The organism is Hugenholtzia roseola DSM 9546 (genome assembly GCF_000422585.1).
GTDB classification, from domain to species: Bacteria; Bacteroidota; Bacteroidia; order Cytophagales; family Bernardetiaceae; genus Hugenholtzia; species Hugenholtzia roseola.
Genome location: NZ_KE383880.1, coordinates 1 through 25,670, shown reverse-complemented (window position 1 = coordinate 25,670; position 25,670 = coordinate 1). Strand labels below are relative to the sequence as shown.

General features: G+C 42.3%; 20 protein-coding genes, 2 tRNA genes and 1 pseudogene. 13 read left to right on the top strand and 10 right to left on the bottom strand.

Features of this window, described 5'->3' with window-relative positions; all coding sequences use genetic code 11:
• Nucleotides 1-2 precede the first annotated feature (2 nt).
• From G500_RS0112270 to G500_RS0112240, 7 genes are all read right to left on the bottom strand, one after another.
• Nucleotides 3-1,034 carry a hypothetical protein gene (locus G500_RS0112270; RefSeq protein ID WP_027002769.1) on the bottom strand — a complete coding sequence of 344 codons (1,032 nt, stop codon included), beginning with the start codon at nt 1,032-1,034 and terminating at the stop codon, nt 3-5.
• A 73-nt stretch (nt 1,035-1,107) separates the two neighbouring features.
• Entirely contained in the window at nt 1,108-4,428 is a 3,321-nt protein-coding gene (locus G500_RS0112265; RefSeq protein ID WP_027002768.1) for a SpoIIE family protein phosphatase, read from the bottom strand.
• 4 nt (nt 4,429-4,432) lie between these two features.
• Complete coding sequence (locus tag G500_RS26475; RefSeq protein WP_281169329.1) at nt 4,433-4,567, bottom strand: hypothetical protein; 135 nt, start codon at nt 4,565-4,567, stop codon at nt 4,433-4,435.
• Nucleotides 4,568-4,570: 3 nt separating this feature from the next.
• The gene (locus tag G500_RS0112255) at nt 4,571-5,212 is read right to left on the bottom strand and encodes a lipoprotein signal peptidase (protein WP_027002767.1); all 642 of its coding nucleotides are present in this window, start codon (nt 5,210-5,212) and stop codon (nt 4,571-4,573) included.
• A 209-nt stretch (nt 5,213-5,421) separates the two neighbouring features.
• Nucleotides 5,422-6,510 (bottom strand): trypsin-like peptidase domain-containing protein, encoded by a 1,089-nt coding sequence (locus G500_RS0112250; RefSeq protein ID WP_035757345.1) that lies wholly within the window; start codon nt 6,508-6,510, stop codon nt 5,422-5,424.
• A gap of 132 nt (nt 6,511-6,642) precedes the next feature.
• Complete coding sequence (kynU, locus tag G500_RS0112245) at nt 6,643-7,914, bottom strand: kynureninase (RefSeq protein WP_035757342.1); 1,272 nt, start codon at nt 7,912-7,914, stop codon at nt 6,643-6,645.
• A 103-nt stretch (nt 7,915-8,017) separates the two neighbouring features.
• Complete coding sequence (locus tag G500_RS0112240; RefSeq protein WP_027002764.1) at nt 8,018-8,533, bottom strand: cytidine deaminase; 516 nt, start codon at nt 8,531-8,533, stop codon at nt 8,018-8,020.
• Between the two features lie 212 nt (nt 8,534-8,745).
• Between G500_RS0112240 and G500_RS0112235 the strand changes: the two genes are divergently transcribed.
• The 4 genes from G500_RS0112235 to G500_RS0112220 all read left to right on the top strand — a co-directional run bounded on the left by G500_RS0112235 (nt 8,746) and on the right by G500_RS0112220 (nt 12,136).
• Nucleotides 8,746-9,609 carry a UDP-2,3-diacylglucosamine diphosphatase gene (locus G500_RS0112235; protein WP_035757339.1) on the top strand — a complete coding sequence of 288 codons (864 nt, stop codon included), beginning with the start codon at nt 8,746-8,748 and terminating at the stop codon, nt 9,607-9,609.
• Between the two features lie 18 nt (nt 9,610-9,627).
• On the top strand, nt 9,628-10,692 hold the full coding sequence (locus G500_RS23385; protein WP_051203545.1) for a glycosyltransferase family protein: 1,065 nt from the start codon (nt 9,628-9,630) through the stop codon (nt 10,690-10,692).
• Between the two features lie 75 nt (nt 10,693-10,767).
• The gene (locus tag G500_RS0112225; RefSeq protein ID WP_027002762.1) at nt 10,768-11,799 is read left to right on the top strand and encodes a hypothetical protein; all 1,032 of its coding nucleotides are present in this window, start codon (nt 10,768-10,770) and stop codon (nt 11,797-11,799) included.
• 262 nt (nt 11,800-12,061) lie between these two features.
• Nucleotides 12,062-12,136, top strand: a tRNA-Val gene (locus tag G500_RS0112220).
• Between the two features lie 219 nt (nt 12,137-12,355).
• Here the strand turns inward: G500_RS0112220 and G500_RS0112215 are convergent.
• Both G500_RS0112215 and G500_RS0112210 read right to left on the bottom strand, forming a co-directional pair.
• A complete protein-coding gene (locus G500_RS0112215) occupies nt 12,356-12,874 on the bottom strand; it encodes a 3-hydroxyanthranilate 3,4-dioxygenase (RefSeq protein ID WP_027002761.1) in 519 nt (172 codons plus the stop codon).
• A 53-nt stretch (nt 12,875-12,927) separates the two neighbouring features.
• Nucleotides 12,928-13,329, bottom strand: a complete 402-nt coding sequence (locus G500_RS0112210) for a hypothetical protein (RefSeq protein ID WP_027002760.1) — start codon at nt 13,327-13,329, stop codon at nt 12,928-12,930.
• Between the two features lie 499 nt (nt 13,330-13,828).
• Between G500_RS0112210 and G500_RS0112195 the strand changes: the two genes are divergently transcribed.
• The gene (locus G500_RS0112195) at nt 13,829-16,282 is read left to right on the top strand and encodes a hypothetical protein (RefSeq protein ID WP_027002759.1); all 2,454 of its coding nucleotides are present in this window, start codon (nt 13,829-13,831) and stop codon (nt 16,280-16,282) included.
• A gap of 151 nt (nt 16,283-16,433) precedes the next feature.
• On the opposite strand, the gene G500_RS0112190 is transcribed toward G500_RS0112195, so the two are convergent.
• Nucleotides 16,434-16,507: transfer RNA gene (locus G500_RS0112190), tRNA-Ala, on the bottom strand.
• Between the two features lie 167 nt (nt 16,508-16,674).
• Here G500_RS0112190 and G500_RS0112180 point away from each other — a divergent pair.
• From G500_RS0112180 to G500_RS0112140, 8 genes and pseudogenes are all read left to right on the top strand, one after another.
• Nucleotides 16,675-17,088, top strand: coding sequence for a PadR family transcriptional regulator (locus G500_RS0112180; RefSeq protein WP_051203605.1), 414 nt, complete (start codon nt 16,675-16,677; stop codon nt 17,086-17,088).
• A gap of 283 nt (nt 17,089-17,371) precedes the next feature.
• Entirely contained in the window at nt 17,372-18,238 is an 867-nt protein-coding gene (locus tag G500_RS0112170) for a PspC domain-containing protein (RefSeq protein ID WP_027002757.1), read from the top strand.
• Nucleotides 18,239-18,487: 249 nt separating this feature from the next.
• On the top strand, nt 18,488-20,134 hold the full coding sequence (gene hutU, locus G500_RS0112165; RefSeq protein ID WP_035757378.1) for a urocanate hydratase: 1,647 nt from the start codon (nt 18,488-18,490) through the stop codon (nt 20,132-20,134).
• 186 nt (nt 20,135-20,320) lie between these two features.
• Complete coding sequence (locus G500_RS0112160; protein WP_027002755.1) at nt 20,321-21,994, top strand: DUF262 domain-containing protein; 1,674 nt, start codon at nt 20,321-20,323, stop codon at nt 21,992-21,994.
• Nucleotides 21,995-22,238: 244 nt separating this feature from the next.
• Nucleotides 22,239-23,297: pseudogene (locus tag G500_RS23380) on the top strand (DUF819 family protein); the annotation flags it as partial.
• Nucleotides 23,298-23,370: 73 nt separating this feature from the next.
• The gene (locus G500_RS26555) at nt 23,371-23,496 is read left to right on the top strand and encodes a DUF819 family protein (RefSeq protein WP_342664606.1); all 126 of its coding nucleotides are present in this window, start codon (nt 23,371-23,373) and stop codon (nt 23,494-23,496) included.
• Nucleotides 23,497-23,948: 452 nt separating this feature from the next.
• The gene (locus tag G500_RS0112145) at nt 23,949-24,629 is read left to right on the top strand and encodes a hypothetical protein (protein WP_154657144.1); all 681 of its coding nucleotides are present in this window, start codon (nt 23,949-23,951) and stop codon (nt 24,627-24,629) included.
• A 330-nt stretch (nt 24,630-24,959) separates the two neighbouring features.
• Nucleotides 24,960-25,421 carry a hypothetical protein gene (locus G500_RS0112140; RefSeq protein ID WP_027002753.1) on the top strand — a complete coding sequence of 154 codons (462 nt, stop codon included), beginning with the start codon at nt 24,960-24,962 and terminating at the stop codon, nt 25,419-25,421.
• Nucleotides 25,422-25,670 lie beyond the last annotated feature (249 nt).

Below are 25,670 nucleotides of genomic sequence, written 5' to 3'. Positions count from 1 at the left end.
CTTTACAAAATCTGTGCTTTCCTAAGTGCAAGCTGATGAAGAAAATCTTGGGGGCGGTCGGTATAAAAAAGTAGCAGGTTTGTTTTCTGTTTGATGCCAAAAAACTTGCTTACCGCTACTTCCTCTTTGAGAAAAATAGCGCAATTATGGGTTTCTAAATCAGGCAGCAGCACCATTTTTATTGCTTTTTTGTCAGAAGGAGTTTCATTTGAAAGTTCTACTTTTTCTATTTTATCATAACTAAAAATGGCTTCCGCAGCAAGTCCGTTGTAAATTTGTAGGTTATTGGTATCCAAAACAATCGGGCGCATCTTGATAGCCCTTGTGTGTGCAAAAATTTGCAAGCAAGCATAAAGACTTAGCCCTGTCGCAACCCACGCCACTGTTGGATTCCACTGTGCCAAAAGCAGGTGCAGGACAAGCGTTTCCACCAGCAAAATAAAGAGTAAGCCATACAAAAGTCCGATACCGCCACTTTCTTGGTAGGTGCTAAAAGAGGTTTGATAATTTGGTTTTGCCTTTTTTTCCCACGCAAAAACGTAGTAGAGGCAAATTATTTCGGCAGCGACAAAATTAGTGGCTTTACTCTGACCCATAATTTTGCCCAACATCTGGCGCGTCAGATTTGGAAAATCTACTTGTTGCGTTTTTAGCTCTTTCCTTGCCACATAAAAACTATATCCTAACCAAAGCAGCAAGCCGATTTCGAGTAGCGGATAGACAAAAGTTTTCACATATTGCCAAGCCGTTAGGTTTTCTCCTGCCTGATTGCCTAAAATCAATTCTAAGACCAACAAACTAAGCAACCAAAGCCTTAACAAGGTATGCTTGCCTGCCGTACTTTTTCTTATCACAAGGTAGTAGAGAAAAGGCGCAAGCAGGAGCATATCAACCAAGATGGCTTGGGAAAGTAGTTCGGCGTTGTTGCTAAAAGCCTCTGTTTGGGTGATACAAAAGCTACTGATGGCGATAAGCAAGGGGATTCCGATAGCAAGATACCAATTCGGACGTTTTAGTTCGGTGATAGTGGTCATATTTTGTCTTTTTAAAGTGAAAAAAAGATTTTAATTAAGTATTTTCAAAAACAAATTTTAAAAAATAAAAAAATTAAAATTTAAACCCTATCACCAAAATATCATCTACCTGTTCTTCTTTGCCTGCCTGCTGCCAAAGCGTGAGTTCTTCTGCCAATGCTTCTTTTTGCGCTTGTAGCGGACGCTTTGATAGGCTCACCAAAAGGGCTTGAAAGCGTTGGGACATGTACTTGCGCCCCTCTTTGCCGCCAAATTGGTCTTGAAAACCGTCTGAATAGATGTAAAAGGTGCTATCTTCGGCTATCGGAATAGATTTTTGTGTAAAGATAGGATTCTGGCTGCTGCCAATGCCGCCAATGGGATATTTGCTGCCTTTGATAAGTTCAAAACTGCCCTGGCGCACATGCAAGAGCGGATTTTTTGCCCCTGCAAAATGTAGCAACCGCTCGTTTTTGTCGATGATACAAAGGGCGATGTCCATGCCGTCGCGGTTGTGTGTTTGGTCTTGATTGAGGTGGCGGCGCACATTTTCGTGCAGGGCGTATAAAATAGCGGCAGGCTCTAAAATGCGCTGACTTTCAATGACTTCATACAAAATATTGCTACCAATGACCGACATAAACGCCCCCGGCACGCCATGCCCTGTGCAATCTACGGCTGCAATAATAATCTGATGGTCGATTTCGGAAAGCCAATAAAAATCTCCTGAAACAATGTCGCGCGGCTGATAAAAGACGAAACTTTGTGGCAAAATGCGCCAAATGCGCTCCTGCGAAGGTAGCATCGCCTCTTGTATGCGCTTGGCGTAGGTAATGCTCGCCGTAATGTTCTGATTTTTCTCTTGAATTTCGTCATAAGCCTGTGAAAGTTTCTCTTGCTGCACTTCTAAGGTCTTATTTTTTTCTAAAATCTCATCTTTTTGTCTGACTACCTCTTGGGTGCGCTCCTTTACCAACTTTTCTAAGGCAATCTTGCTGGCTTCCAAACTCTTAGTACGCCATTTGATAAGACCAAAAATCATCAAAGTTGAGAACAGAAAGCCAATTATCTGCACCTCAATTTTTTGCCACCATTTCGGCAAGACCTCAAACTCAAAAGTAGCCGTTTGACTCCAAGCCTGATTCTCCTGCACACGAGAGCGCACTTTGAAGGTGTAAGTGCCTGCGGGCAGGTTTGAAAAGTTGGCTTCCGAGCGGTAGGTAGGCGGTTGGAAATCGCTGTGCAGTCCTTCTAATTGCCATTGATAGGTTGCGCCTTTGGGGTTAGAAAAGTCTGTGGTGTAGAAACGAATGACGAGCGAATTTTCTTCGGCAGGCAGGCGCAACTTTTGGGGTAGATTTTCCCAAGTGGTCAGACTTTCATACCATTTCTGATAGGTAGAATCGCGCCAGTTGGTCTGATTAAGCGACAAATTGACGGCAGTGATAAAAGTCTTGTGAGCTTTTGGAGCAACGGCAGAGCCAAAATCGCACCTCGTAACCCCTGTAAGATGCCCAACCCAAATGCCGCCTTCGCTATCTTCCATTATCGCCTTGCCGTTTGATTCTTCACCCAAATAGCCAAGTTCTTTGTTGAAATATTCTACTTTGACGAGATTGCCTCTGTCGTCGAAAGTGGCTTTGTCTAAGCCTCTTTGTGTGCCTATCCAATATTGATTTTGAACCTTCGAAACGGGCAGAATAGAGTAAATAATATCCGAAGAAAGCCCTTCGCCGCTTTGATAGGTAGTAAAATTTTTGCCATCGAAACGCGCCAAGCCACCATTGTAAGCCACTGCCCAGATGTGGTCTTTCCTATCGATATGAATTTGGAGGATAAAATTATTTTTAAGCCCTTGTTTGGTATTGAAAAGTTCAAACTTTTTGCCGTCCCATTTGCTAAGTCCGTTGAAGGTAGCAAACCAATAGTTGCCTTTTTTATCTTTCTTGACATCGAGTATCGTACTCGAACCCACTTCATTCAAATTGAATTGATACAACAAACTATCGGCGACTATATCGTACCCAAAAACGCCATTTGCTTGCGAACAAAACCAAACAATATCATCTATGCGCCTGATGGTTCTGTAATAGCCCGCAGGAATATGAAACCTTTGATGGCTGAATTGCCAAGAAAATTTGTCTTTTTCTGATTCTATAATTGAAATAATACCTCCTCCTGTGGCGGCAAAAATGGTGTCGCCCTTTTCAAAAAAATGCGATACGCGCCCTACGGCGGCTTGCTGGTTGCTGGCAAGGACGGTTTTGAGCCTGCCGCCTTCGTAAAGCGTAATGCCTGCGGCACTGCTGCCAAGCCACACTCTTTTTTTGCTATCTTCATAGATACCAAAAGTCATATTGCCTTGCAAGCCATCTTGTTGGGTAAAATTGCTAAAATAATCGTTGGGCAATTTAATAAGTCCTGCGCCGCGCGTTCCTACCCAAACCGAGCCTACCGAATCTTCCACTACTGCTCCACAGCCCGTTAGTGCGCCCTGCAAACCATTGGCAAAGCCATAAGATTTGACAAATTTTTTGTTTTGATATATTAAAATTTGGTTTAGGTTTGGATTTACTAAATACAATTTTTTATTTGTAAAATAGCGTACCTGCCACCCCAAACCCCAAATAAAAGGCTGCGGCACTTCAATTTTTGTGAAACGCTTTTTTCTTACCTCGAAAAAAAGAAGGTGCGCATTGCCTGTGTTAGGGTCTATGGCGGTGAGCCATTCATTTCCCTCGAAGTCTTTGTAATTGAAAAACAGGTTTTTGCCTACCAGAAGCGAATCGGAAGGGTATTTTTTTTCTACAAAAACTTTCCCATCAAAAGCATATAATTTCCCGTTTTGCGACAAAATTGGGTCATAATCTAAGGTATGTGTCAGACCCAACGTAGGCGAAGGGGCAGTAAGCGAATCGGCTTGCTCGAAAGGTACGAAGGTCTGACTTTGGCGCGGTTTCCAATAGAGCGTCTGATTGATACCCACGCCTCCACCAAAGACCAAGACCCAAACATTGCCTCTTTTATCGCAGGCGAGAGTGCCACCTAAGCGCAATTTGCCCTCTAATTCGGGGTAGGAATAAAAGTTATGCCCATCATATCGGGAAATGCTTTTGTTTTGTGAAAGTATCCAAAGTTCTTTTTCAGGGCTTTCTATAAGTCCCATTAAAAGGTTGCTATTGAGTCCGTCTTTTTCTTTGAAGAGGCGATACTTTTCTTGTTCTAAAATTGCCATGCCGCCCCCATTGGTTACGACCCAAATGCGCCCCTGACTATCTACACAAATCGCCTGTGGGCTTGGAAGTTCCGATTGAGGCAGCCCATGCCCCAAACCGTATTCTTTAAAAAGATATTGCTGTGCCGAAAGTGGCATCATCAAAAGAAACAACGTGCAAAGGAAAAAATATTTTATCATCTTTTTAAAAGAAAAAGCGTAAAAATATCATAACATCTGAAAAAACGGTCTTTGGGGCTTCAAACTCGAAAAAAGCATAGCTCGAAAAAAGCACAGAAGGATTGTAGGCTTCTATGCTTTTTTCAAATGGCGGTTTCAAATTCTATTCTACCTCTTGTGTGGGCTGATTTTCTTTTTTTCGTTCCTCCTCTTCCGTTACGTGTGGGAAAAACTTTTTGTGCCAAATTAGCACCGCCACTACGCCACAGAAGATAGCCGCATCAGCGATATTGAAGATAGGGAAAAAAGAGAAGTATTTGCCGCCCCAAAGGGGTACATATTCAGGAAAATAACCTTTCCATATATCAAAATAGAACATATCTATCACCTGCCCATGAAACCAAGGATAGAAAGGGGGTTCTATCGCGCCGATTGGTGTGGCATTGCCCTCGATGAAAACACCATAAAAAGTGCTATCTACGACATTGCCCAACGCGCCGCCCCAAATCGCTGCGCCCGACACAAGCAAGCCGCGCGGCTGCTTTTCCCTGACGGCACGTGCCAAGAAATAACCAATGACCAAGACTGCCAGCGTGCGAAAAAGCGTAAGCCCCAATTTCCCATATTCCGAACCCAATTCGATGCCAAACGCCATGCCAGGGTTTAGGGTGTGGTGCAATTTGAACCAGTCGCCAAAAACAGGAATCTCCCCATCTAAGGGAATATTGAAATGAATGTAGAGTTTGAGGGCTTGGTCGGCAAGAATAAGCAAGAGCGCAAAGCCAAAATAGGGCAGGTATCGCATTCGAGTAAAGATGTTTGGAAATGGACTCGGCAAATAAAGAGGCAAAAGCAGCAAAATTTTTCTATAAAACATAGTGCGCAAAATTGCAGGCGCAAGGTGCTAAATCAGACCTTTGGCAAAATTAGCAAATAAAATCGTATAACGTACCTTAAAAGGTCTGAAAACCCCTTTTTTAACCCTTATTTTCAAATTTCCCTGCCCAGCACCCTTTAAAAGACTTCCGATTCGCGCCAAGACGCACCGTAGTCTTGTACCAAGATGTTATCGTATTCGTCTGACTTTTTGATTAGATAATACAACTGCTTACGCGCCGATGCAGGTTCGAGATATTGGGCAAAAAGAGCCATCGAAAGCACAACATCTTGCTCATGCACGCTAAAACGCAAGCCCTGTAACTGATAATTTTCGTGCAAAAGGTAGCTATAAATATCGCTGATATTCGATTTGGGCAGGCTGCAAAGTTGAGAGTCGGCAAAGATATAGCCTGTTTCGGGCTGATAGTGCAGAAATATCTTGGCACTGCCTTCTACAATTTCCCAACGATTTGCGCCTACACGCGCTAAAACGGCATTTTTACCCAACTCATAGAGCAAATCTTCTATAATTTTGGCAACGCCTGTGGGCTGAAAATCCTCCTGACTTAGGCGTGTTAGGGCTGTGCCACAATGCGGACAATAATCATTCGTAAGCGTAGCTTCTACCACCATATTGGCACAAGAGGGGCAACGCAAACTCTCCTTTCTTTCTAATTTGACAAACTCTTCGAGGTCTTCTTTTAAATATTGCGCATGCAGGGCAAAACCCAAATCTTTCCCTTCCGACAAAATAAAAGTATTTACGCCTACAATCTCTCCCGCCTCATTCACTAAGGGACCGCCACTATTGCCCGGATTGATAGCCGCATCTAATTGAATGTAGTATGTATTTTTGTATAAACGTTTCGCCTTCGAAACAATGCCGCGCGTTGCCGTAAAACTAAGCCCGTAGGGGTGTCCGATAGCCGTAATGGTGTCCCCATCTTGCACGTTTTTATGTGCCAATTCTACTTTGGGAAAGTCATAGCGGGTTTCTTCTGGCATCTTAATAAACGCCAAATCCTTCCCCACATTGATAAAAACTACCTCTGCCAAGCTCTTTTTCAGATACTTACCACTGATTGCCACCTGCCGACAGCCTGCTACTACGTGATAGTTGGTTACGATAAGTTCAAAATCGGCTAAATAAAACCCCGTCCCTGCGCCGTAGGGGGTTGCGATTTGAATGACTACTTTTTGAAAAGTTTCGAGAATGGCTTGCATAGGAAAAAATTGAAACAGGAAAATAAGTTGGCTCGGAAGGTTCTTTTTCTAATCAAATCATTAAGTTAAGAAATTTTTGCGTTTGGACAAGGCACTACCTCGCCCAAACGCTACTTTTTGCAAAAGCGCGGCTTATGATTGTGTATATTGCTGCAAGAGTTGGTAAAAATCATAAACATCTTCGAAGGAATTGTAGAGTGGCACAGGCGCAATTCTAATTACGTCAGGTTCGCGCCAGTCGGCAATTACGCCATTTTCGGTTAGAAATTGATGCAAGTCTTTCCCTTTTTGCGCCACCACTAAGGAAAGTTGGCAACCGCGTGCCTCTTTTTCGGCAGGTGTAATAATTTGTATCCTGATTTTATCTTGTTCTTGGTTGAATTGTTGTACCAAAAATTCGGTATAAGCGGTAAGGGCAAGGCTCTTTTGGCGCAATCTATCCATGCCTGCCTGCTCGAAAATCTCTAAGGAAGCCCAATGCAGTGCCATCGGCAAAATTTGGGCGTTGCTAAGTTGCCAACCTGCCGCCCCTTGCATGGGGATAAAACCTTTCTGCATCTGAAAACGCTTGCTTTCGTCGTAGCCCCACCAGCCTGCCAAGCGGTGCAAGGTAGGGTCTTGCGCGTATTTTTCATGCACAAAAACGCCCGAAGTGCCACCAGCACCCGAATTGAGGTATTTATACGTACACCAGACGGCAAAATCTACCTGCCACTCGTGCAGCGAAAGTGGCACGTTGCCTGCTGCATGCGCCAAATCATAGCCCGCCTTTGCCCCTACCTGATGGGCTTTTTCGGTAATGCGCTTTAAATCAAAAAACTGCCCTGTGTAATAATTCACACCACCAAGCAAGACTAAGGCTAAGGAATCGCCCTCTTTTTCTATCGCCGCCAAGATGTCTTCGGTGCGAAGCGTATGCTCGCCTGCACGCGGTTCTAATTCCACCATGGCGGTTTCGGGCGAAAATCCATGCAGGCGCAGTTGTGATTCCACTGCATAATAGTCGGAAGGAAAAGCTCCGCCTTCTACCATAATTTTGTAACGCTGGGCAGTAGGGCGGTAAAAAGAGATAAGCATCAGGTGCAAATTGACCGTTAGATTGTTCATCACCACCACTTCAACCTCCTTTGCGCCTACCAAACGGGCAGCCTTCGGACTTACAAATTTGTGGTATTCAAACCATGGATTGCGTCCCTGAAAATGCCCCTCTACTCCCAAGTTTTTCCAATCTTCCATCTCTTGCATCAGGTAGGAAAGTGCCGTTTTGGGCTGCAATCCTAAGGAATTGCCACAAAAATAGAGGACATCGCGCCCTTTAAATTGTGGAAAGTAGAAGGCTTGGCGAAAAGAGCGCAAAGTATCGTTTGCGTCGGCTTGTTGTGCGTATTGGCGTGTTGCTTGCATCGGAATTTTTAGGTATGAAATAAAAATCAGCCTACCCCCTGCAAAGGACAGATAAAGGACAGATAAAGCCCAAATATCGTTTATTTTTCGAAAAAAAACGCTTTTAGTGCAAACTTTCAGCCGAAAATTGCACAGGCAGCAGGCTCGCAATAGAAGGCGCAATCAGAATCTGCCCCCCTTCTGTTTCCATAATCAGGCGAATGGGCTGCCCTTGTTTTTTTTCATACTCTAAAAGCGACTGCCTGCATGCGCCACAGGGCGAAATCGGCAGAAATACCTCTGTCCCCGACTTGCGAGCGGCAATCGCAACCGCCCAAATATGGTTTTGTGGCTGCTGTGCCGAAAGTGCAAAAATCGCCGTCCTTTCTGCACAAAGACCCGAAGGATAGGCGGCATTCTCCTGATTGCTGCCTATAAAAATCTGACTTTTGGTCAAATCCAAACCTTTTTCAGGGGTAGAATAGCGAATGGCTGCCCCTACCCAAAATTGGGAGTAGGGCGCGTAAGCAGTGGCACTGGCAGTGCGGGCTGCCTGCAAGAGGGCAAGGTCGGCGGCTTTTAGGTCGTTTTCGCGCTCATATACCTCGAAAAGGCTTACGATAGTCTTGATGTCGGGCATAATGGATAGGGTTGAAAATGAGCTTCAAATTTTGAGAAAAAGGAAGACAAGATACGAAAAAAAGCGTAGCCTTTGTAATTTATTCACTTTCTAAGCCCAAATTTCACCGCTTTTTCATTTTTTTTACATTACACGTTGAAAGCCTTAGCCTATCTTGCTTCTATTAAAAGACTTATTCGGTTTATCGTATCACCTTTTCAAACACAACTTTTATGAGGCGTAAGGTAGAACTTTTGGTATTTTCCGATGTCCATTTGGGTACGTATGGCGCAAAGGCGGAAGCCCTATTGCAGTATTTACACTCGATAGAGCCGCAGGTAGTAGTCCTCAATGGCGACCTTATCGACGGCTGGCAATTTAGCCGCAGTTATTTTCCAAAAGCCCATGTGCAGGTCTTGCGCCAACTTTTGGATTGGGCTGCACAGGGCAAGCGCATGTACTATGTGGCAGGCAATCACGACGAGATGATGCGCAAATTTATTGGCTTGCGCTTAGTCAATGTAGAAATTTGCAACAAAGTCAAACTCAATTTAGACGGCAAAACGGCGTGGTTTTTCCATGGCGATGTCTTCGACGTAACCATGCAACATTCCAAGTGGATTGCCCAATGGGGCGCAAAGGGCTATGCCTTTCTTATTTTTCTCAATAAAATCGTCAATTTTTTTTCAAAAAAATTAGGCTTTGGCAAAATTTCACTTTCCAAAAGAATCAAGGAAAGTGTCAAGAAAAGAGTGAAATCTTCCAAACAAATCAAACACAGTTTTGAGCAAACTGCCGCCGACATCGCCTTAGCACAGGGCTACGATTACGTCATCTGCGGACACACGCATCAGCCTTTGATGCGCACTTTTCAAAGAGAAGGAAAACAGGTCTGCTATCTTAATTCGGGCGATTGGGTAGAAAACCTAACGGCTTTGGAATACCGTCAGGGCAGTTGGCATCTCTATCAATATGGGCAGGATTTGGAAACGCAAGCGATTGATATAGAGCCGCTTATGGAAAATATGGACTTAAAAGTCTTATTCGGACAAATGGTAGGCGAGGTAGTAGGTGCAGAATTTGAAAAAATAAAATAATTAGACCAAAACAAAAAAATGAGAATCCTATACGCAACCCAAGCCACAGGAAACGGACATATTGCGCGTGCCTGCGAGCTAATTCCGATTCTGAAAAAAAAAGGCGAAGTAGATATTTTGCTAAGTGGCACTTCTTCCGATTTGGTACTACCCTATCAGGTGCGCTATCGTGCGCATGGGCTAAGTTTCGCCTTTGGCAAAAAGGGCGGCATCGACCTTTTTAAAACGCTGCAAAAAGCCAAATTATGGCGACTTTGGCGCGACATTCAAAGGTTGCCACTTGGTCAGTACGACCTTATCATTTCCGACTTCGAACCCATTTCCGCTTGGGCGGCGCGGCTGCGTGGCAAAACTTGCTTTGCCCTAAGCAATCAGGCGGCACTTTTTCACCCCGAAGTTCCCAAACCCGATTTAGAGCGGTGGCGGTGGGCGGTGCAAATTGGCGAGTGGGTGCTAAAAAATTACGCGCCTACACGCGAGCGGTATGGTTTCCATTTTTTAGACTTGGGCGAAAAAATATATCCCCCTCTTATCCGAAAGGGAATCCGACAAGCACAAATTGAAGAAGGTGAACATTATACGGTCTATCTGCCTGCTTATAGTGATGAAAAGGTAGTCAAGATGTGCAAGCATTTTCCCTTTGAAAAGTGGCACATTTTCTCAAAAACTGCCCTGACTATCAGAAAGATAGATAATTTTTCTATCTTCCCCATCGACTTAGAAAATTTTACCGAAAGCCTCCGCACTTCGCGCGGCGTCATTGCTGGTGCAGGTTTTGAAACGCCTGCCGAAGCTCTTTTTTTGGGCAAAAAGTTGCTGGTTGTCCCTATGAAAGACCAACTTGAACAGCACTACAACGCCGCCGCCCTGAAAAAAATGGGGGTGCAGGTCTTGAAAAGTTTGAAGAAAAAGCACTACGGGCATATCCACTATTGGTTGGCTTTGGAAAAAGGCGTTCACGCGCCCTATCCTGCGATGGCTGAAAAATTGATAGACGATTTAGTCAGGGAGGCACGCCAAACGCGCCCTTCGGAAACGCCGAAATCCACTTGGTTTTGGCTTAGTTTGCTTCGAAAAGCCTAACCAATTTTGCGCTTGGGTTACCATTTTTTTTCTTAGCTTGCACCTTTCCGACTATAAAACCTTGAAAACGCGCTCATGCTTTCCGACCTGCCTTCCGACCTGCCTTCCAACCTGCTTGCCGATTTTGAAATTGCCCTTCGTGCCGTTGCGTGGCAGCATTTGCCCAATGCCTATCAAAGTGAGTCTTCACAGATTGCCGACATTTTGCTTCTTTTTTGGAAACTTAGCCCCGAAAAAGACCAAAATCTGCAAGGCAGCCCAACGGAATTAGAGTTTAAAAAGAACAAAAAAGTTGAAAAAGTTTTCAACAAAAATTTTAATGAGCTTGCCTCCCTGCTTGTGCATCAGGGTACAATTTATGAGGCTTCTGTTGCTGCTATTCCCTTTCTGACAAGGCTTATTTGGCACCTCGAAAAGCCGCAAGCCAAAGAAATTGTCGAGTTGCTTTATGCTTTTTCGAAGGGCAGCACCTACTATTTGCAGCACCAAGAAATATTTGAGTCGTGGGGTCATGACTATCAAAAAGGCGAATATGCCGAAAAAGTAGTGCAGGAAAAAGCCCTACTTGCAGCCCTAAAAGTGCGGTTTGAGCAAACCTTTGCAGCCCTGATGTTTCTATGGGAAAGTCCGAAAGGTTATGACTGGATAGGATTGCTTTCGCTTGCGATACTTCATCTCTTGGAAAAGGGCGCGTCTTTTTCAGAAACCTACCTTTTTTGGCTCGAAAAGGGACAAAAAAGTGCCATTTGGCATAACCCTGACTACCTCGATTTTGCACCTGCCAAGACGCTACGCCTTTATCTACTTTTTGTTTTTGGTAAAATCAAAGAGCTGTTTCCCGAAAAAGCCCATTTTTTGGAGAGCTTAGTGCCTATGCTTGCACAAAATTTTAATCAAAATCCTATGCAGTGGCAGCAAGAAGCCCTTGTCTTGTGCCTTATTGACCCTACGAAAGCGGAAACCTTTGTGTCGCCCTTTGCCAACTTTTGGAAAGGCGTTTTGCCTGACATGAAAAAAAATCTTGATGCCGACTTTCAATATTTCTGTTTTTACGAGGGGATAGAAAATGCGATTGAGGCGCGTATTTTTCCGCAATTTGAAAAATAAGTAGCCAAAGTTTCTATTTTTTTCCTTTTTTAGAGCCTTGAAAATGAAACACTTAGAAAAAACATCAAAAAAAAGACGAAAAAAAAGGCGTTCTCATTTGGAAGTTCGAAAAAAAGCCTGCATCTTTGCATCACCAAAACAGAACAAAGAAGGCAGACGCTAATAAAAGCAAGCATTACAGCACAGATATTATAGCCGTAGCGAACTTGATTTAGCAAAACCTTTCTCACCTTTTAAACATAGTTTAAATGCCGTTTAAATCGGGCGCATAGCTCAGCTGGTTCAGAGCACCTGCCTTACAAGCAGGGGGTCATAGGTTCGAATCCTATTGCGCCCACTAAAAGCCTTCTCCAAAAGAGAAGGCTTTTTTTGTGTTTTTGATTTTTTCTTCCTGTCGTTCTCGCAAAAAGGCAGGGCGCAGTAAGTTTAGACTTCAAAAGTTTTTGTTTAGTGCAGGGACAAGACACTGCCTTGTCCCTACGTGAGCCATTGATATTACAGAACCGAACAGAGTTGTTTTATTCCGAAACTTGCGAATAGAAAGGCTGCAAAAGCATTAGGGTTTTTGCATTTGGGTATTACATTTTTGGCAGGTGCGCAGGTCTTCGGAATTGTAAAAAGTCTGCATTACTTTGGGAAGTTGTACCACTATATCGGTCAGGGTAAAATATTCCTCGTAGAGTTTATGCCCACAATTTTCACAAAACCACAGAAAACCGTCTTTTTCCTCTGCCTTTCGGTATCTTTCTATGACCAATCCTACCGACCCCGCAGGGCGTTGCGGTGAATGGGGGATTTTGGCAGGAAGCAAAAACATTTCGCCTGCTTTGATGGCAATGTCGGCAGGTGTGCCGTCGGGTTGAATAATTTTGACCACGATGTCGCCTTCGAGTTGGTAGAAAAGTTCTTCGCCTTCGTTGTAGTGGTAATCTTTTCGGGAATTAGGACCGCCTACCACCATAACGATATAATCTTGGTTTTGGTGATAAATCTGCTGATTGCCGACGGGCGGTTTGAGCAAGTGGCGGTTTTCGTCTATCCACGCTTGTAAGTTGAAAGGTTTTGCAATAGCCATAATAAAGGGAGTAGTAAAGTTGGGAATTTGGGTTTTGGTTTCCAAAACTGGTGCTATACTTGTTGGAATTGTCCGCGCTGCCATTCTGCCATACAAGCAAAAGCCTCTTTTGCGGTTTCTTTGGTAAGGGTCAGCGCAATCACGAGTTCGGGAACGAGTTTGTCTTGATAATATTTCTTATCAGTCCAAGTGTCGAGGTGAATATCCTGTTCATCTTCGAGGGCTTCTTGCACAATGCGAATATTTTTACCTATTTTAGGAATATAAACAGTAAAAATAGGATTTCCGTCGCGTAGTGGTGTGCCGTTAGCATATTGAGCCTTGTGCCAATTTATTTTACAATCGGGACAATCTGGAAAATAGGCTACAAATTGCTTTTTCCACCACGCCTCTAACCTGCCATACTGCTGTGGCGACTGCAAAAATGTACGGAAAAGAGGTTTCTCATTTGTCATAAATGCGCAAAAAGATATTTTATTTAAAAACAAAAACTTTTGAGAACATACAGAAATCTCTTATCTTAGGAACTCCTGCCCCAATCTTACTTAGTAGGGACAAAGTCTGCTTTGTCCAAACAGTGCGAGAATTTCACAAGGGCGTTTTTCTAATACTTAGTTGTAAATAAGATAATACGTTTTCCGTACATAAAGTATCTTGCTTACCAGCTCATAAAAGATGCTTCTGTAAGCCCATTTTGACAAAGATATGAAAAATATAATTTAAGAAAGGCTTGTCTTCAAGCTCGAGGAGCAAAAAATAACCATTCTACAATGCCCAAACAAATCTCTTGTCGTCATTGGCAGGGCTTATTATTTTTTGGATAGAAAAAAAAACCCTACTTTAAAGGCGGAAAACAAACCTTCGTGTATTTTTTACGTTAAGCAAAATAAGGAAAGTGTTTTTTATACACTAAGCGACCACCTTTTTTATTCACACTTTTAACCCTCTTTCTTTATGTCAGAAAATAGCCGAGAGCGCGATTTAGTGCTTGCCCCCAACGAATACGCCTTTATTTCCGACCAAACCAAAGGCAATATCAATGTTTATGTCGGTCCTTACAAGACGAGCCTTGCTAATACCGACCGTCCTGTGATGTTCGACGATTACACCAAACGCTTTGAAAAGTGCAATTTGGAGGATTCCATTCGCCCCTTTGTGATTGCGCCTGAAGGCTGGTATGTAGTTTTGAAAAATCCATCTAAGGACAATTTGCCGCCTAAAATTGGCACTTCTAATAATTTGGCGGAACTCAATGTGGGTAGGAAGGTGAATTTGCCCGGTCCTGTTTCCTTTGCACTTTGGGCAGGGCAGATGGCAAGGGTTGTGCAGGGACACGACTTGCGCTCAAATCAATACCTTTTGGTGCGCGTCTATGATGAAATAGAGGCGCGAAAAAATTGGACAAATGCCGTTATGAAAACCAAAACGGGTGAGCCTGCCGAAGATACCGTACAGGAGGAAATTCCCGACCTTACCTTAGGCAAGATGTTGGTCATTCGTGGCGACGAGGTGTCTTTCTACATTCCGCCCACAGGTATAGAGGTAGTGCGCGACGAAAATGGCAGTTATGTGCGCGAAGCCGTAACCTTAGAACGCTTAGAGTATTGTATTCTTTTGAATGAAGACGGCAACAAACGCTACATTCAAGGTCCCAAAGTGGTTTTTCCCGAACCTACCGAAGAATTTATCCACAAAGACGGCGCAAGAAAGTTTAGAGCCATCGAGCTAAATGAGATGAGCGGTCTTTATATCAAGGTTATCGCGCCTTATGAAGAAAATGGCGTTTCCTACAAAGAAGGCGACGAAATTTTTATCACAGGCAAAGACCAAATGATGTACTATCCGCGCCCCGAACACGCCCTTATCAAGTACGGCAACAAAGAACGCTACCATGCCATTGCGATTCCTGCGGGTGAAGGGCGTTATTATTTGAACCGAAAAACAGGTACGGTTTCGCTCATGAAAGGTCCCGCTATGTTTTTGCCCGACCCAAGGGAATTTGTTTTGGTCAGAAGGGTGCTTTCGCCCAAACAGGTAGCCCTTTGGTTTCCGGGTAACAACGAAGCCTTAGCCTACAACCAAGCCCTACAAGCGATGGCAGGTTCGGAAAATTTTGTAGAAGACCAACAACTCAAACAAACTCCGCCGCCTGCCCCTTCCGAACGCGCCTTAGCTGCACCCAAGCGCAAAGAGCGCATTTCAGACGAAATTGCAGGTGATGAATTTAACAGAGGCACACAATATATGCCGCCGCGCACTATCACGCTCGATACCAAATACGAAGGTGCAGTTACGATTTCGGTCTGGACAGGATATGCCATTTTAGTTGTGAGCAAAACAGGCACGCGAAAGGTCATTGTAGGTCCTCAATCCTATTCTTTGGAGTATGAGGAGAGTTTGGAGGCTATGGAATTTTCGACAGGAATCCCGAAAAATAGCTCCGCTACGGAAAAGTCGGTCTATTTGCGCGTCTTGTATAATAAGGTTTCGGATTTGGTAGTGGCAGAGTCGGCAGATTTTACCCAAGTGAATATCCTGCTTTCCTATCGCGTTAATTTCGAGGGCAATCCAGATGTTTGGTTTGATGTGGAAAATTACGTCAAATTCCTTACCGACCACCTGCGCTCTTTTATCCGCAATATCGTCAAACGCTACCCCATCATGGAATTTTACGCCAATGGCATCAACATTCTAAGAGATGCGATTTTGGGGCAGCCCAACGAAGAGGGCAAGCGGGCAGGACGCGCTTTTGCCGAAAATGGCATGCGCATCTACGACGTAGAAGTGCTGGATTTGCGCCTTACTGATACGGCAATAGAGAGCTTGCTTATTTCTTCGCAGCAGGAAGTTGTCAAACAGACCTTGCGCATTGCAGGCGAAAAGCGCAAACTCGAATTTACACAGGAAAGCGAACACATCAACCGTCAAATTGCACAGACGCAATCGGAAACGACCCAAAATAAGTTGGATTTGAAAATTCAGGAAATACGAAAGCAGTTGGAAGTGCAGATAGCTGAAATCAAATCTGATTTAGAAACAGACGAATTGCACCTAAAAGCCAAACTTTCCGAGCAAGAGTCGCTCAATACTATCCAAGATGCCGAACTTCTGCGTCAGCAGAAAGCCAGCGATTTGGAGATTGCGATTGCACAGCGCAAATTAGAACAGCAGTTGCTCAAAGTCAAGTCGGAAGTAGAGGCGGTAGTGGCGAAAGCCGAGGCAGTGTCGCCCGATTTGGTAGCAGCCCTGCAAGCCTTTGGCGATAAAGCCTTAGCCGAAAAAATGGCGGAATCTATGTCCCCACTTGCTATTTTAGGAGGGAAAAGCATTGCCGAAGTCTTTTCCAATTTGCTAAAAGGCACAAATTTGAGCCAAGTAATTGCCCAATCTAAATTAGGAACGGAGTAGCTTTTCGCAAATGTATTGTAGGGACAAGGCAGTGCCTTGTCCCTACATTTGTACCTAATTTTTGGAAAAAAACTTTGGAAAAAGTCATAAAAAAAACTTCTTTTTTGCCTTTGGAGCTAAAAAAGAAGTTTTTTCAGTTTATTTAAAAGAGTGGAGAATATCGGAGTCGAACCGACGACCTCTTGCATGCCATGCAAGCGCTCTAGCCAGCTGAGCTAATTCCCCTTTTGGTTCTGCAAAGGTAGCAGCTTTTTTTATCAAAACAAAAAAAAGAGAAAAAAAATTTCACTACCTTGTATTGCCAAGTAACTTTTTATACAAGGTTGCGTACAAAAATGCAAGGGGCTTTGCTTTTCGCACCTTCTTACTCTACCTTTTGTCCTTTCTTTTTTATGAACACAACCGAACCGACGAACCTAAACACCAATCTAAACACCTTAGAAAATGCGCAAGTGCAGATGCGCAAAGGCATTTTAGAACTGTGTGTCTTATCAATCTTGGCGCGACAGGAAACTTATGCAGGTGATATGCTCGTAGAATTGAAGGCAGCGACGCTAATTGTGGTGGAAGGCACGCTTTATCCATTGCTCAATCGGCTGCAAAAGGCAGGCTTGCTCACATACGCTTGGCGCGAAGCCGTAGGCGCACCGCCGCGCAAATATTACCAAATTACGCCGCAGGGCAGAGCCGTATATCTGGGGTTGCTGCAAAGTTGGACACAACTTCAAAATGCTACCGCTCAAATTCTGACCCCTCAAACGGCAAGCGAACCAAGCACTGAAAGAGCGGCTAAGTTTGCATCTTAAATCTGACCCAAAACTAAGTAGGATTTTGGCTTGAATTTTAGGCTAAATTTTAGGATAAAATTCGGTTTAAAGTCGAGCTTCAATTAGCCTTCTTCGAAGTAGAAAATTAGGTGAAAGCCCAAAAAAAACAAACAATTTATCGTTTTTGCTTTTTTGTGCGCTATTTCGGATAAAAAAATTGCCCTTTGTAAGAAAATCTTTTTTTCTCTACTTATTCCAAAAAAAGTTCTCACACTCTTTTTCCTCACTACCTCTCATTACTACCTCTCATTCCCCTTCTTTTATGGACGCTACGCCCTACGAAATTCAAATTGGTGGCATCACTTTTTACATAGAGCCACGCGATTACGAAACGCTCAAAAACTATCTTTTTAGCCTACAACAAGCCTTCCAAAAAATCGAAGGCTCGCAAGGCGGAGATTTGGATAATATTCTGGAAGATTTGGAAAACCGTATCGCCGAAATTTTCCTTTTGCGCCTCAATCCGCCCAAATACACCATCGATGCGCAGGATATAGAATTGATGATTTTGCAGGTAGGCACGCCGCGCGAAATTGCCCTATCAGAAGGCATAGATTTAGACGCGCTCTATTTTGAAAGACAACGTCAATGGAAAGGCAAACAAGCGATAAACAGTCAGCAGGCATATTCAAAGCCTATGCGACAAAATACCAAATTTTATTTAGACCGAAGCCATAAAAAGTTGGGCGGCGTAGCCTCTGGTCTGGCGCACTATTTGGGAATAGACCCGCTCTGGACGCGCCTCGCCTTTGTGGGAGGGCTATTTATGACAGGGGGCTTCGCACTATTGGCGTATTTGGTAGCTTGGATGGCTGCGCCTTCCTCTGCCGATTTGGGCGATTTCAATGTCAAGCGATTGCGCCGCAGTGCCACAGATAGCAAAATTGCAGGAGTAGCTTCGGGCTTGGCAAAATATTTAGGGATAGATGAAACCTTAGTACGTGCGCTTTTCTTAGGGGGGCTTTTGGTGAAAGGTGCGACGCTGCCTGTTTATCTTTTACTTTGGCTTTTGATGCCCAAAGTGAGCAACCTGACCGAACAAGCTGCCTTAGAGCAGGAGCCGCTTTTAAGACCCGAAAACAAGCCTTCGAAGGCGCAACTGTGGTTTGCCAAAACTTTTAAAAAGTAAGACTTGATTAGCGTTTCTTACAAAAGCAAACAAGAAGATGCCTCCTAAACCCGATTGCAGGGCTTTGGGAGGCGTTTCGGCTTTTGGGGTGCAGTAGGAAAACTTTTGCGCTATTTTGAGGGTTCGAATGAAAATGTGTATTTTTGGCTATTCCAAAATTTAGATTCCAAAACCCATTCACACCACAAACAAATGGACACTACCTTAGATTCAAAATTAGATTCGAATACTATCACCGACATCTCTAAAATGGGTGCGACCCCAAAAGGCAATCTGCTCAATACCAAAGGTTGGCAGCAGGAGGCTGCCCTGCGCATGCTTTACAATAACTTAGACCCCGAAGTTGCCGAAAAACCCGAAGACCTTATCGTTTATGGCGGCATTGGAAAGGCGGCACGCAACTGGGAGGCTTTTGATTTGATAGTCAAGGCACTCAAAGATTTAGAAGATGACGAAACTTTATTGATACAGTCGGGCAAGCCTGTTGCGATTTTGCCTACTCATAAAAACGCGCCGCGTGTCTTGATTTCTAATTCTATGCTCGTGCCAAGATGGGCAAATTGGGACACTTTTCACGAATTAGATAAAAAAGGGCTGATTATGTATGGTCAGATGACGGCAGGCTCGTGGATTTATATTGGTTCGCAGGGAATTGTGCAAGGCACGTATGAAACCTTTGCTGCCGTTGCGCAGCAGCATTTTGGCGGCAGCCTTAAAAATACACTAAGCGTTACGGCAGGTTTAGGAGGTATGGGCGGAGCGCAACCCTTAGCCGTTACGATGAATGGCGGCGTATGTTTGGCAGCCGAAATGGAAGAGTGGCGCATCGATAAACGCCTTGAAACGCGCTATTTAGACCAAAAAATACACGACATAGATGCTGCCATTGATGCTGCCTTAGCTGCAAAAGCCAACGGCGAAGCCCTTTCTATTGGGGTAGTTTGCAATATTGTGGATTTGCTACAGCGTCTTTTAGATAGAAATCTCACCCCCGATGTGCTTACCGACCAGACTTCCGCTCACGACCCACTGAATGGCTATTTTCCCGAAAATATCAGTGTAGAGCAGGCAGCAGTTTTGCGAAATGAAAATCCGCAGCAATATGTCAAACTCTCTTTGGATACAATGGCGCGTCACGTCTTGCAGATGGTAGAATTGCAAAAAAGGGGAGCTGTGGTCTTCGACTATGGCAACAACCTACGCGGACAAGCGCACGACCAACGCCACATCGACAATGCCTTTGCTTTCCCCGGCTTTGTGCCTGCCTACATTCGCCCCCTCTTTTGTGAGGGCAAGGGTCCTTTCCGCTTTGCAGCCCTTTCAGGCGACCCACAGGATATCTACGAATGTGATAAAGTGCTATTAGAACTTTTCCCCGAAGATGAGTCTTTGCACCGTTGGATAAAAATGGCACAGGAGCGCATTGCCTTTCAGGGGCTTCCTGCGCGTATCTGTTGGCTGCGCATGGGGGAGCGTCAGAAGGCGGCTTTGGCTTTGAACAAGCTCGTGAAAAAGGGAATTGTGAAAGCCCCGATTGTCATTGGGCGCGACCACCTCGATACAGGCTCGGTAGCTTCACCTAACCGCGAAACCGAAGCCATGAAGGACGGCTCTGATGCGATTGCAGACTGGGCAGTGCTAAATGCCCTTATCAATACCGCAGGCGGCGCAACTTGGGTTTCTTTGCATCATGGCGGCGGAGTCGGTATGGGTTACTCGATTCATGCAGGCATGGTCATTTTGGCAGATGGCACAAAGGAAGCCAAAAAACGCCTTAAAAGAGTGTTGCACAACGACCCTGCTATGGGCGTTATCCGCCATGCAGATGCTGGTTATGAAATTGCGCAAAACTATGCTGAAAGGTTTGATTTAGATTTAAAAAATAGATTAGAATAAACAAAATCATAAGTTTTTAAAATTTTAATAAAATTGCCTCAATCCTCTTCGAAAATGCTACTTTCGAGCAGGGTTGAGGCTTTTAGATTTTTTATTTGGAATAATGAGATAATGGTTGTAACTTGCATAAAGATTATGTTCTAACGTTACTATTTCAACTCAGTTTAATTAACTCAAATACTTAAAATGGATTTAATAACAGTACAGGCATTTTTTCAACAAGGAATGTTTAATGTTCCTAACTATCAGCGTGGTTATGCTTGGCAGGCACAACAAGTTAAAGAGTTTTTGGAAGATTTGCAAGAAGCGGCAGAAGACGACAAGGTTAAGGAACACTACACTGGGACAATTACCTTGATTGAAAAAGGGAGTAGAGAGATTTTTCCAAAAACATTTAAACTATTTGATGTAGTTGATGGACAGCAAAGATTTACAACATTTACTATTTTTGTTCAAGCCATCTATAATAGATTTAACGCATTAAAAGTAGATAAAGACGTTTTAGAAGATATACTAAAAAATATTATATATCAGAATAATCCTATACTAACTTTGAATAGTGATAGTGATGATTTTTATAAAAAATACATAATTAATAACACTGTTTCTAATTTACCAAATAAGTATGAAAATAAATCTCAAGAAAATCTTGCCGAAGCTAAAAAGCAAATTAGTCGTTTTTTAGAAAGTCATAAAGATATAACAAAATTGCAAAAATTCTATAGTTGTTTGATGACAAAATTTAAAGTTAATTTTTATACTTTAGCAAAAGATTCTGATGTAGGAGTGGTTTTTGAAACTATGAATAATAGAGGACTACCTTTAACTCAAATAGATAAAGTTAAAAACTATCTTATATTTCTTTCAGCAAGATTACAAGATGAAAATTTATCATATTATATAAATAATACATTTGGAAATATATTTAAAGAAATGATGCGAATTAAAGCTACTCCAACAACAGAAAATGATATACTACGATATTCTTATATTATATATAAAGGTGTTAATGATTCAGATATTCATGCACAAATTAAATCAGATTTAAATATAAAAGACAACTGTACTAAGAATGATGTAAAAAATTACGTAGATTTTTTATTTAATGTTACATCTTTTTATTCTAAAATAATAAGAAAGGAATTTCATAGTGAAGAAGTTAAAAATATTGTAAGCAAAATTACATGGCTTGGAAATGATACAAATTTTATTCCTTTATTAATTTCTTTATTTAGTAGATATAAAGAAATAGAATTATTGGAAATATTGCGTATATTAGAAGTTTTTTCTTTTAGAGTTTACAAAATAGGAAATAGAAAAGGGCAAGCCGCCCAGACAATTTTTCATAAATTAGCCTTTCAAATCTACTCTCAAAAGGCTGAGTTAAAAACCATAAAGGAACTGCTATGTAATAATGAATATGCCACAACTCAAAATTTTAGGCTGGCATTACAAAGTATCAATTTTGCTAATGACCAACAAAGTGATGAAATAGCATATTTCTTTTTTGAGTATGAATGTTACTTACATAAATATAAAAACTCTGACTTTTTTCCTTTTAGTTTTACTGATTTTTGTAATGATTTTAAGACTAAAAAATTAAGTGTTGAACACATAGAACCACAAAATCCACTCAATCGAGAACCTTCCAAAAATTTACATAAGTTGGGCAATCTCACCATTACCTATGATAATTCTGTGCTTTCAAATAAAGAATTTAACATAAAAAAAGAAATTTACAAAAAATCAAAACTTATTATTGAACACGACCTTATACAATATAAAAATTGGGATGACAATCAAATAAATATAAGAAATAAAGAGTTGATAGATTTTGCTGTAAATCGCTGGAAATTTTGATAAAAAGCAATCTCCTTATTAGTTTCAGGTAGACCAGCATCTAATACACACGGAAATAACCCCTTGTTTTTCTGTCTATGCCAAATAAAAAACGACTTTTTCATCACAACTCAAAAAAAAATCATATCCGAGCGCACTTTTTTTTGTGAAGGCTTGCTTATTGTTAAAAAAATTTCTTACTTTGAAATCTAACCCAACAACACCCTAAACATAGGCTTTCTGCCGCGCCCCTTTTTTAGAAAAAATGGAAAATCAACCTTATTTTACCAACGACGCTATCGTTCTTGGAATTTTGATAACAATTTTAGCCTTCATTTTCACCACAGAACGCAGCCAACATCCTATCTTTCAGAAGTTTTACAAGTTTGTGCCTGCCTTGGTACTTTGTTATTTCTTGCCTGCCTTGCTCACCTATTTTAATGTCATTTCAGGCGAAAGTTCTAAACTCTATTTTGTGAGTTCGCGCTACCTGCTTCCTGCGGCTTTGGTGCTGCTTTGCATTGGCATCGATTTGAAAGGCGTTCTCAATTTGGGCTGGCGTGCTATTGTGATGTTTTTGGCAGGAACGGTCAGTGTGATGATAGGAGGACCTATTTCGCTTTGGGTAATGCACGCTTTTTTTCCCGAAGTGGTAGAGCAGGCGGGTGGTACGGAACTTTGGCGTGGCATGGCGACGATTGCAGGTAGTTGGATTGGAGGGGGCGCAAATCAGGCGGCTATGAAGGAAATTTATCAGGCGAGCGATAATCTTTTTGCCGCTATGATAGTCGTCGATGTCTTTGTGGCGAATATCTGGATGGGAGTGGTCTTGTATGGGGCAAGCATTAGCGACAAAATAGACCGTTGGCTAAAAGCTGATAACAGTGCCATTGAGTCTTTGAAAGCCGACCTGACGAATTATCAAAAGCAGGTGGCGAAAAATCCGACTACTACCGACTACTTCCAGATTTTGGCGGCAGCCTTTGGTGCAACGGCTCTTTCGCATTGGGGCGCAGACCTGATTGCTCCCTATATGCAGACTCACATCGAGACCCTTTCACAGTGGCGACTCACAACGTTTGCCGATGGTTTCTTTTGGCTTGTCGTTTTGGCAACAACAATCGGTGTCCTTTATTCCTTTTCACCTATTCGCAAGCTCGAAGGGGCAGGTGCTTCAAAAGTTGGTAGTATTTTTATTTATATTTTAGTAGCAAGTATCGGCATGAAGATGGATTTGGGCGAGGTAGCCAAAAATTGGGGGGTAATTAGTTTGGGGCTTATTTGGATGTTGGTGCATATTCTTGTTCTTTTGCTTACGGCATATCTCATACGCGCTCCGTTCTTTTTTGTGGCGGTGGGCAGTCAGGCGAATATTGGGGGGGGCGGCTTCCGCGCCTGTGGTTGCCTCGGCTTTTCACCCTGCTCTTGCTCCTGTGGGCGCACTTTTGGCGGTCTTGGGGTACGCTTTGGGTACGTATAGGGCTTTGATTTGCGCTCAAATGATGCAGGGCATTGTGAAATAGTGAAATAGAAATAGGGTTGGTTAGGTGGTTTTCTTTGTCAGGACTTTTTAAAAATTGCGGACATTTGTAGGGACAAGGCATTGCCTTTTCCGAAGTTGGATTGAAATAAAAAAGGAATGAACCCCACCCTGCCCTCCTCCAAAGGGAGGGTGTCAAAACCAAATTTTATTTTGTTTCTAATTTGACAAAACAAGGCTTTTTGTAGAACTTATACATTGCTGTACCCAACGGGGAAGGCTGCTACTATTAAAACATCTAAAAAACAGCATTTTGTATTTGTTTTTTGCTATTTTTGCAGTATCTTACAACGCAAATCTAAGATTTGCCGCACTGATAGGTCGTAGTCGGAGACTACGCCCAACGGGGGAGGGGAAATTTCTCTATTGTTACACCAAACAGAAACGAAAATCCCAAAAGAAGGATAACGGTTTACTCTCAATATAATAAACGGGATGATACACATTCTCCTTATTGGGAATCAGGAAAATACAAACACAGAGCTAAAAATTATGGACAAAGAGATAAACCACAAAATTAATAATATTATCAACTATTTGATAAAACAAAACCTAATACTATTAGGTTTAATTATTATTTTTACATCTTGTGAAAGCAAGTATTACTCCTATGAAGTGGATACAAAAAAATATCCTGCATATAGGGTCAGAGAATTGCGCAAGTGGAAAAATAGTCAAAAAAAATACTATTTATATAGCCATGATATTTATCATGGTTATACTCCTCTTGCTGCCTTTATATTTAAAAACTATGAAGACAAGGAGGTCGCCAAAGAAAACGATAAATATGTTGGAGAATCTATACTTATACGCTCTTATAATGTAGGCGAAGATACAGTTGTTTCTACCTATGTAATAGGTAGCGATACTATTGTTCAAACTACAAAACGCATAAAGGGCTTTACCTTAGACCCTCGTACTCCCTATTACATAATTTCAGACACCGAAGACCCTGAAGTTATAGAAGTTATTACTTTCGGCTGGCGAGAGCAAACTCGTGGCTTTAATAATAGCCTATTCAATCACGGGTATACTGAAAGAAAATACTTAAGAGAAAATCCGCCTGACTTTGGCTCGTGGAGAGTGCCTTCAAAGGGTTGGGAGGGAGAAGATTAGTTTTAATATCATAAATTAAAGTTTATGAATAACTACTCCCCCCGTTGTGCGTATTATTCCCATAACCAAAAAATAGCCCAAATGTTAGTCTTAGTCTGCGACTAAGACTTATCAATCCAGCAAATCTTAGATTTGCAGGGCTGCTGCTATTAAAACATCTACAAAATAGCATTTTGTATTTGTTTTTTGCTATTTTTGCAGTATCTTACAACGCAAATCTAAGATTTGCCGCACTGATAGGTCGTAGTCGGAGACTACGCCCAACGGGGAGTACATCAAGTTCCAAAACTTCTTTTTGAATGGTTTAAACAACAATAAACTTAAAAAATCATGAACGACCTACCTCCTACAGATATAGTTGATGCTGTTTGGTTTGAAGAAGGAGCACCAGACCCTTTTACTCTTAGAAGTAAAATGGAAGAGCTATCAGGTATGCAGATTATTTGCCAAGAAGCTAAGTATAGTGAAGAAGCATATTCTATCATAGAAAAATTGCCAGAAGATTGGTCTAATATTTTTCTTGAAAAAAATAAGATTGCGATAGAATTTATATCAAATCAAACTAAAAGTTATGCTTCAATAGTTTATTATAACAAAAACACAATACTAGATTTAAGGTATTTCAATCCAATGAAAATGGGTTACATGGAGGTGTTACTTTGGCGTGCGCTTGGTGCGCTTGGTGGAAAATTTTGTTATTTAGGAAAAATAGAAGACATTCATTATAGATGTTTCCCTAAAAATTGGCTTTTACCTTATGAAGAGGCTAAAACAAAGCGACGTTTTTATTAGCTTTGCTGGTCATAGCCCTCTGCTGTGCGTAGTGTTCCCATAATTAAAAAACAAAACTAAATGTTAGGCTTAGTCTGCGACTAAGACTTATCAATTCCGCAAATCTTAGCTTTGCAGGGCTGCTACTATTAAAACATAGACAAAATAGCATTTTGTACTTGTTTTTTGCTATTTTTGCAGTATCTTACAACGCAAATCAAAGATTTGCCGCACTGATAGGTCGTAGTCGGAGACTACGCCCAACGGGGG

Coding starts and splice junctions, on each gene's coding strand:
- G500_RS0112270 (WP_027002769.1), bottom strand. CDS start 1,034: ATGACCACTATCACCGAACTAAAACGTCCGAATTGGTATCTTGCTATC.
- G500_RS0112265 (WP_027002768.1), bottom strand. CDS start 4,428: ATGATAAAATATTTTTTCCTTTGCACGTTGTTTCTTTTGATGATGCCA.
- G500_RS0112255 (WP_027002767.1), bottom strand. CDS start 5,212: ATGCGATACCTGCCCTATTTTGGCTTTGCGCTCTTGCTTATTCTTGCC.
- G500_RS0112250 (WP_035757345.1), bottom strand. CDS start 6,510: ATGCAAGCCATTCTCGAAACTTTTCAAAAAGTAGTCATTCAAATCGCA.
- kynU (WP_035757342.1), bottom strand. CDS start 7,914: ATGCAAGCAACACGCCAATACGCACAACAAGCCGACGCAAACGATACT.
- G500_RS0112240 (WP_027002764.1), bottom strand. CDS start 8,533: ATGCCCGACATCAAGACTATCGTAAGCCTTTTCGAGGTATATGAGCGC.
- G500_RS0112235 (WP_035757339.1), top strand. CDS start 8,746: ATGAGGCGTAAGGTAGAACTTTTGGTATTTTCCGATGTCCATTTGGGT.
- G500_RS23385 (WP_051203545.1), top strand. CDS start 9,628: ATGAGAATCCTATACGCAACCCAAGCCACAGGAAACGGACATATTGCG.
- G500_RS0112225 (WP_027002762.1), top strand. CDS start 10,768: ATGCTTTCCGACCTGCCTTCCGACCTGCCTTCCAACCTGCTTGCCGAT.
- G500_RS0112215 (WP_027002761.1), bottom strand. CDS start 12,874: ATGGCTATTGCAAAACCTTTCAACTTACAAGCGTGGATAGACGAAAAC.
- G500_RS0112210 (WP_027002760.1), bottom strand. CDS start 13,329: ATGACAAATGAGAAACCTCTTTTCCGTACATTTTTGCAGTCGCCACAG.
- G500_RS0112195 (WP_027002759.1), top strand. CDS start 13,829: ATGTCAGAAAATAGCCGAGAGCGCGATTTAGTGCTTGCCCCCAACGAA.
- G500_RS0112180 (WP_051203605.1), top strand. CDS start 16,675: ATGAACACAACCGAACCGACGAACCTAAACACCAATCTAAACACCTTA.
- G500_RS0112170 (WP_027002757.1), top strand. CDS start 17,372: ATGGACGCTACGCCCTACGAAATTCAAATTGGTGGCATCACTTTTTAC.
- hutU (WP_035757378.1), top strand. CDS start 18,488: ATGGGTGCGACCCCAAAAGGCAATCTGCTCAATACCAAAGGTTGGCAG.
- G500_RS0112160 (WP_027002755.1), top strand. CDS start 20,321: ATGGATTTAATAACAGTACAGGCATTTTTTCAACAAGGAATGTTTAAT.
- G500_RS0112145 (WP_154657144.1), top strand. CDS start 23,949: ATGATACACATTCTCCTTATTGGGAATCAGGAAAATACAAACACAGAG.
- G500_RS0112140 (WP_027002753.1), top strand. CDS start 24,960: ATGAACGACCTACCTCCTACAGATATAGTTGATGCTGTTTGGTTTGAA.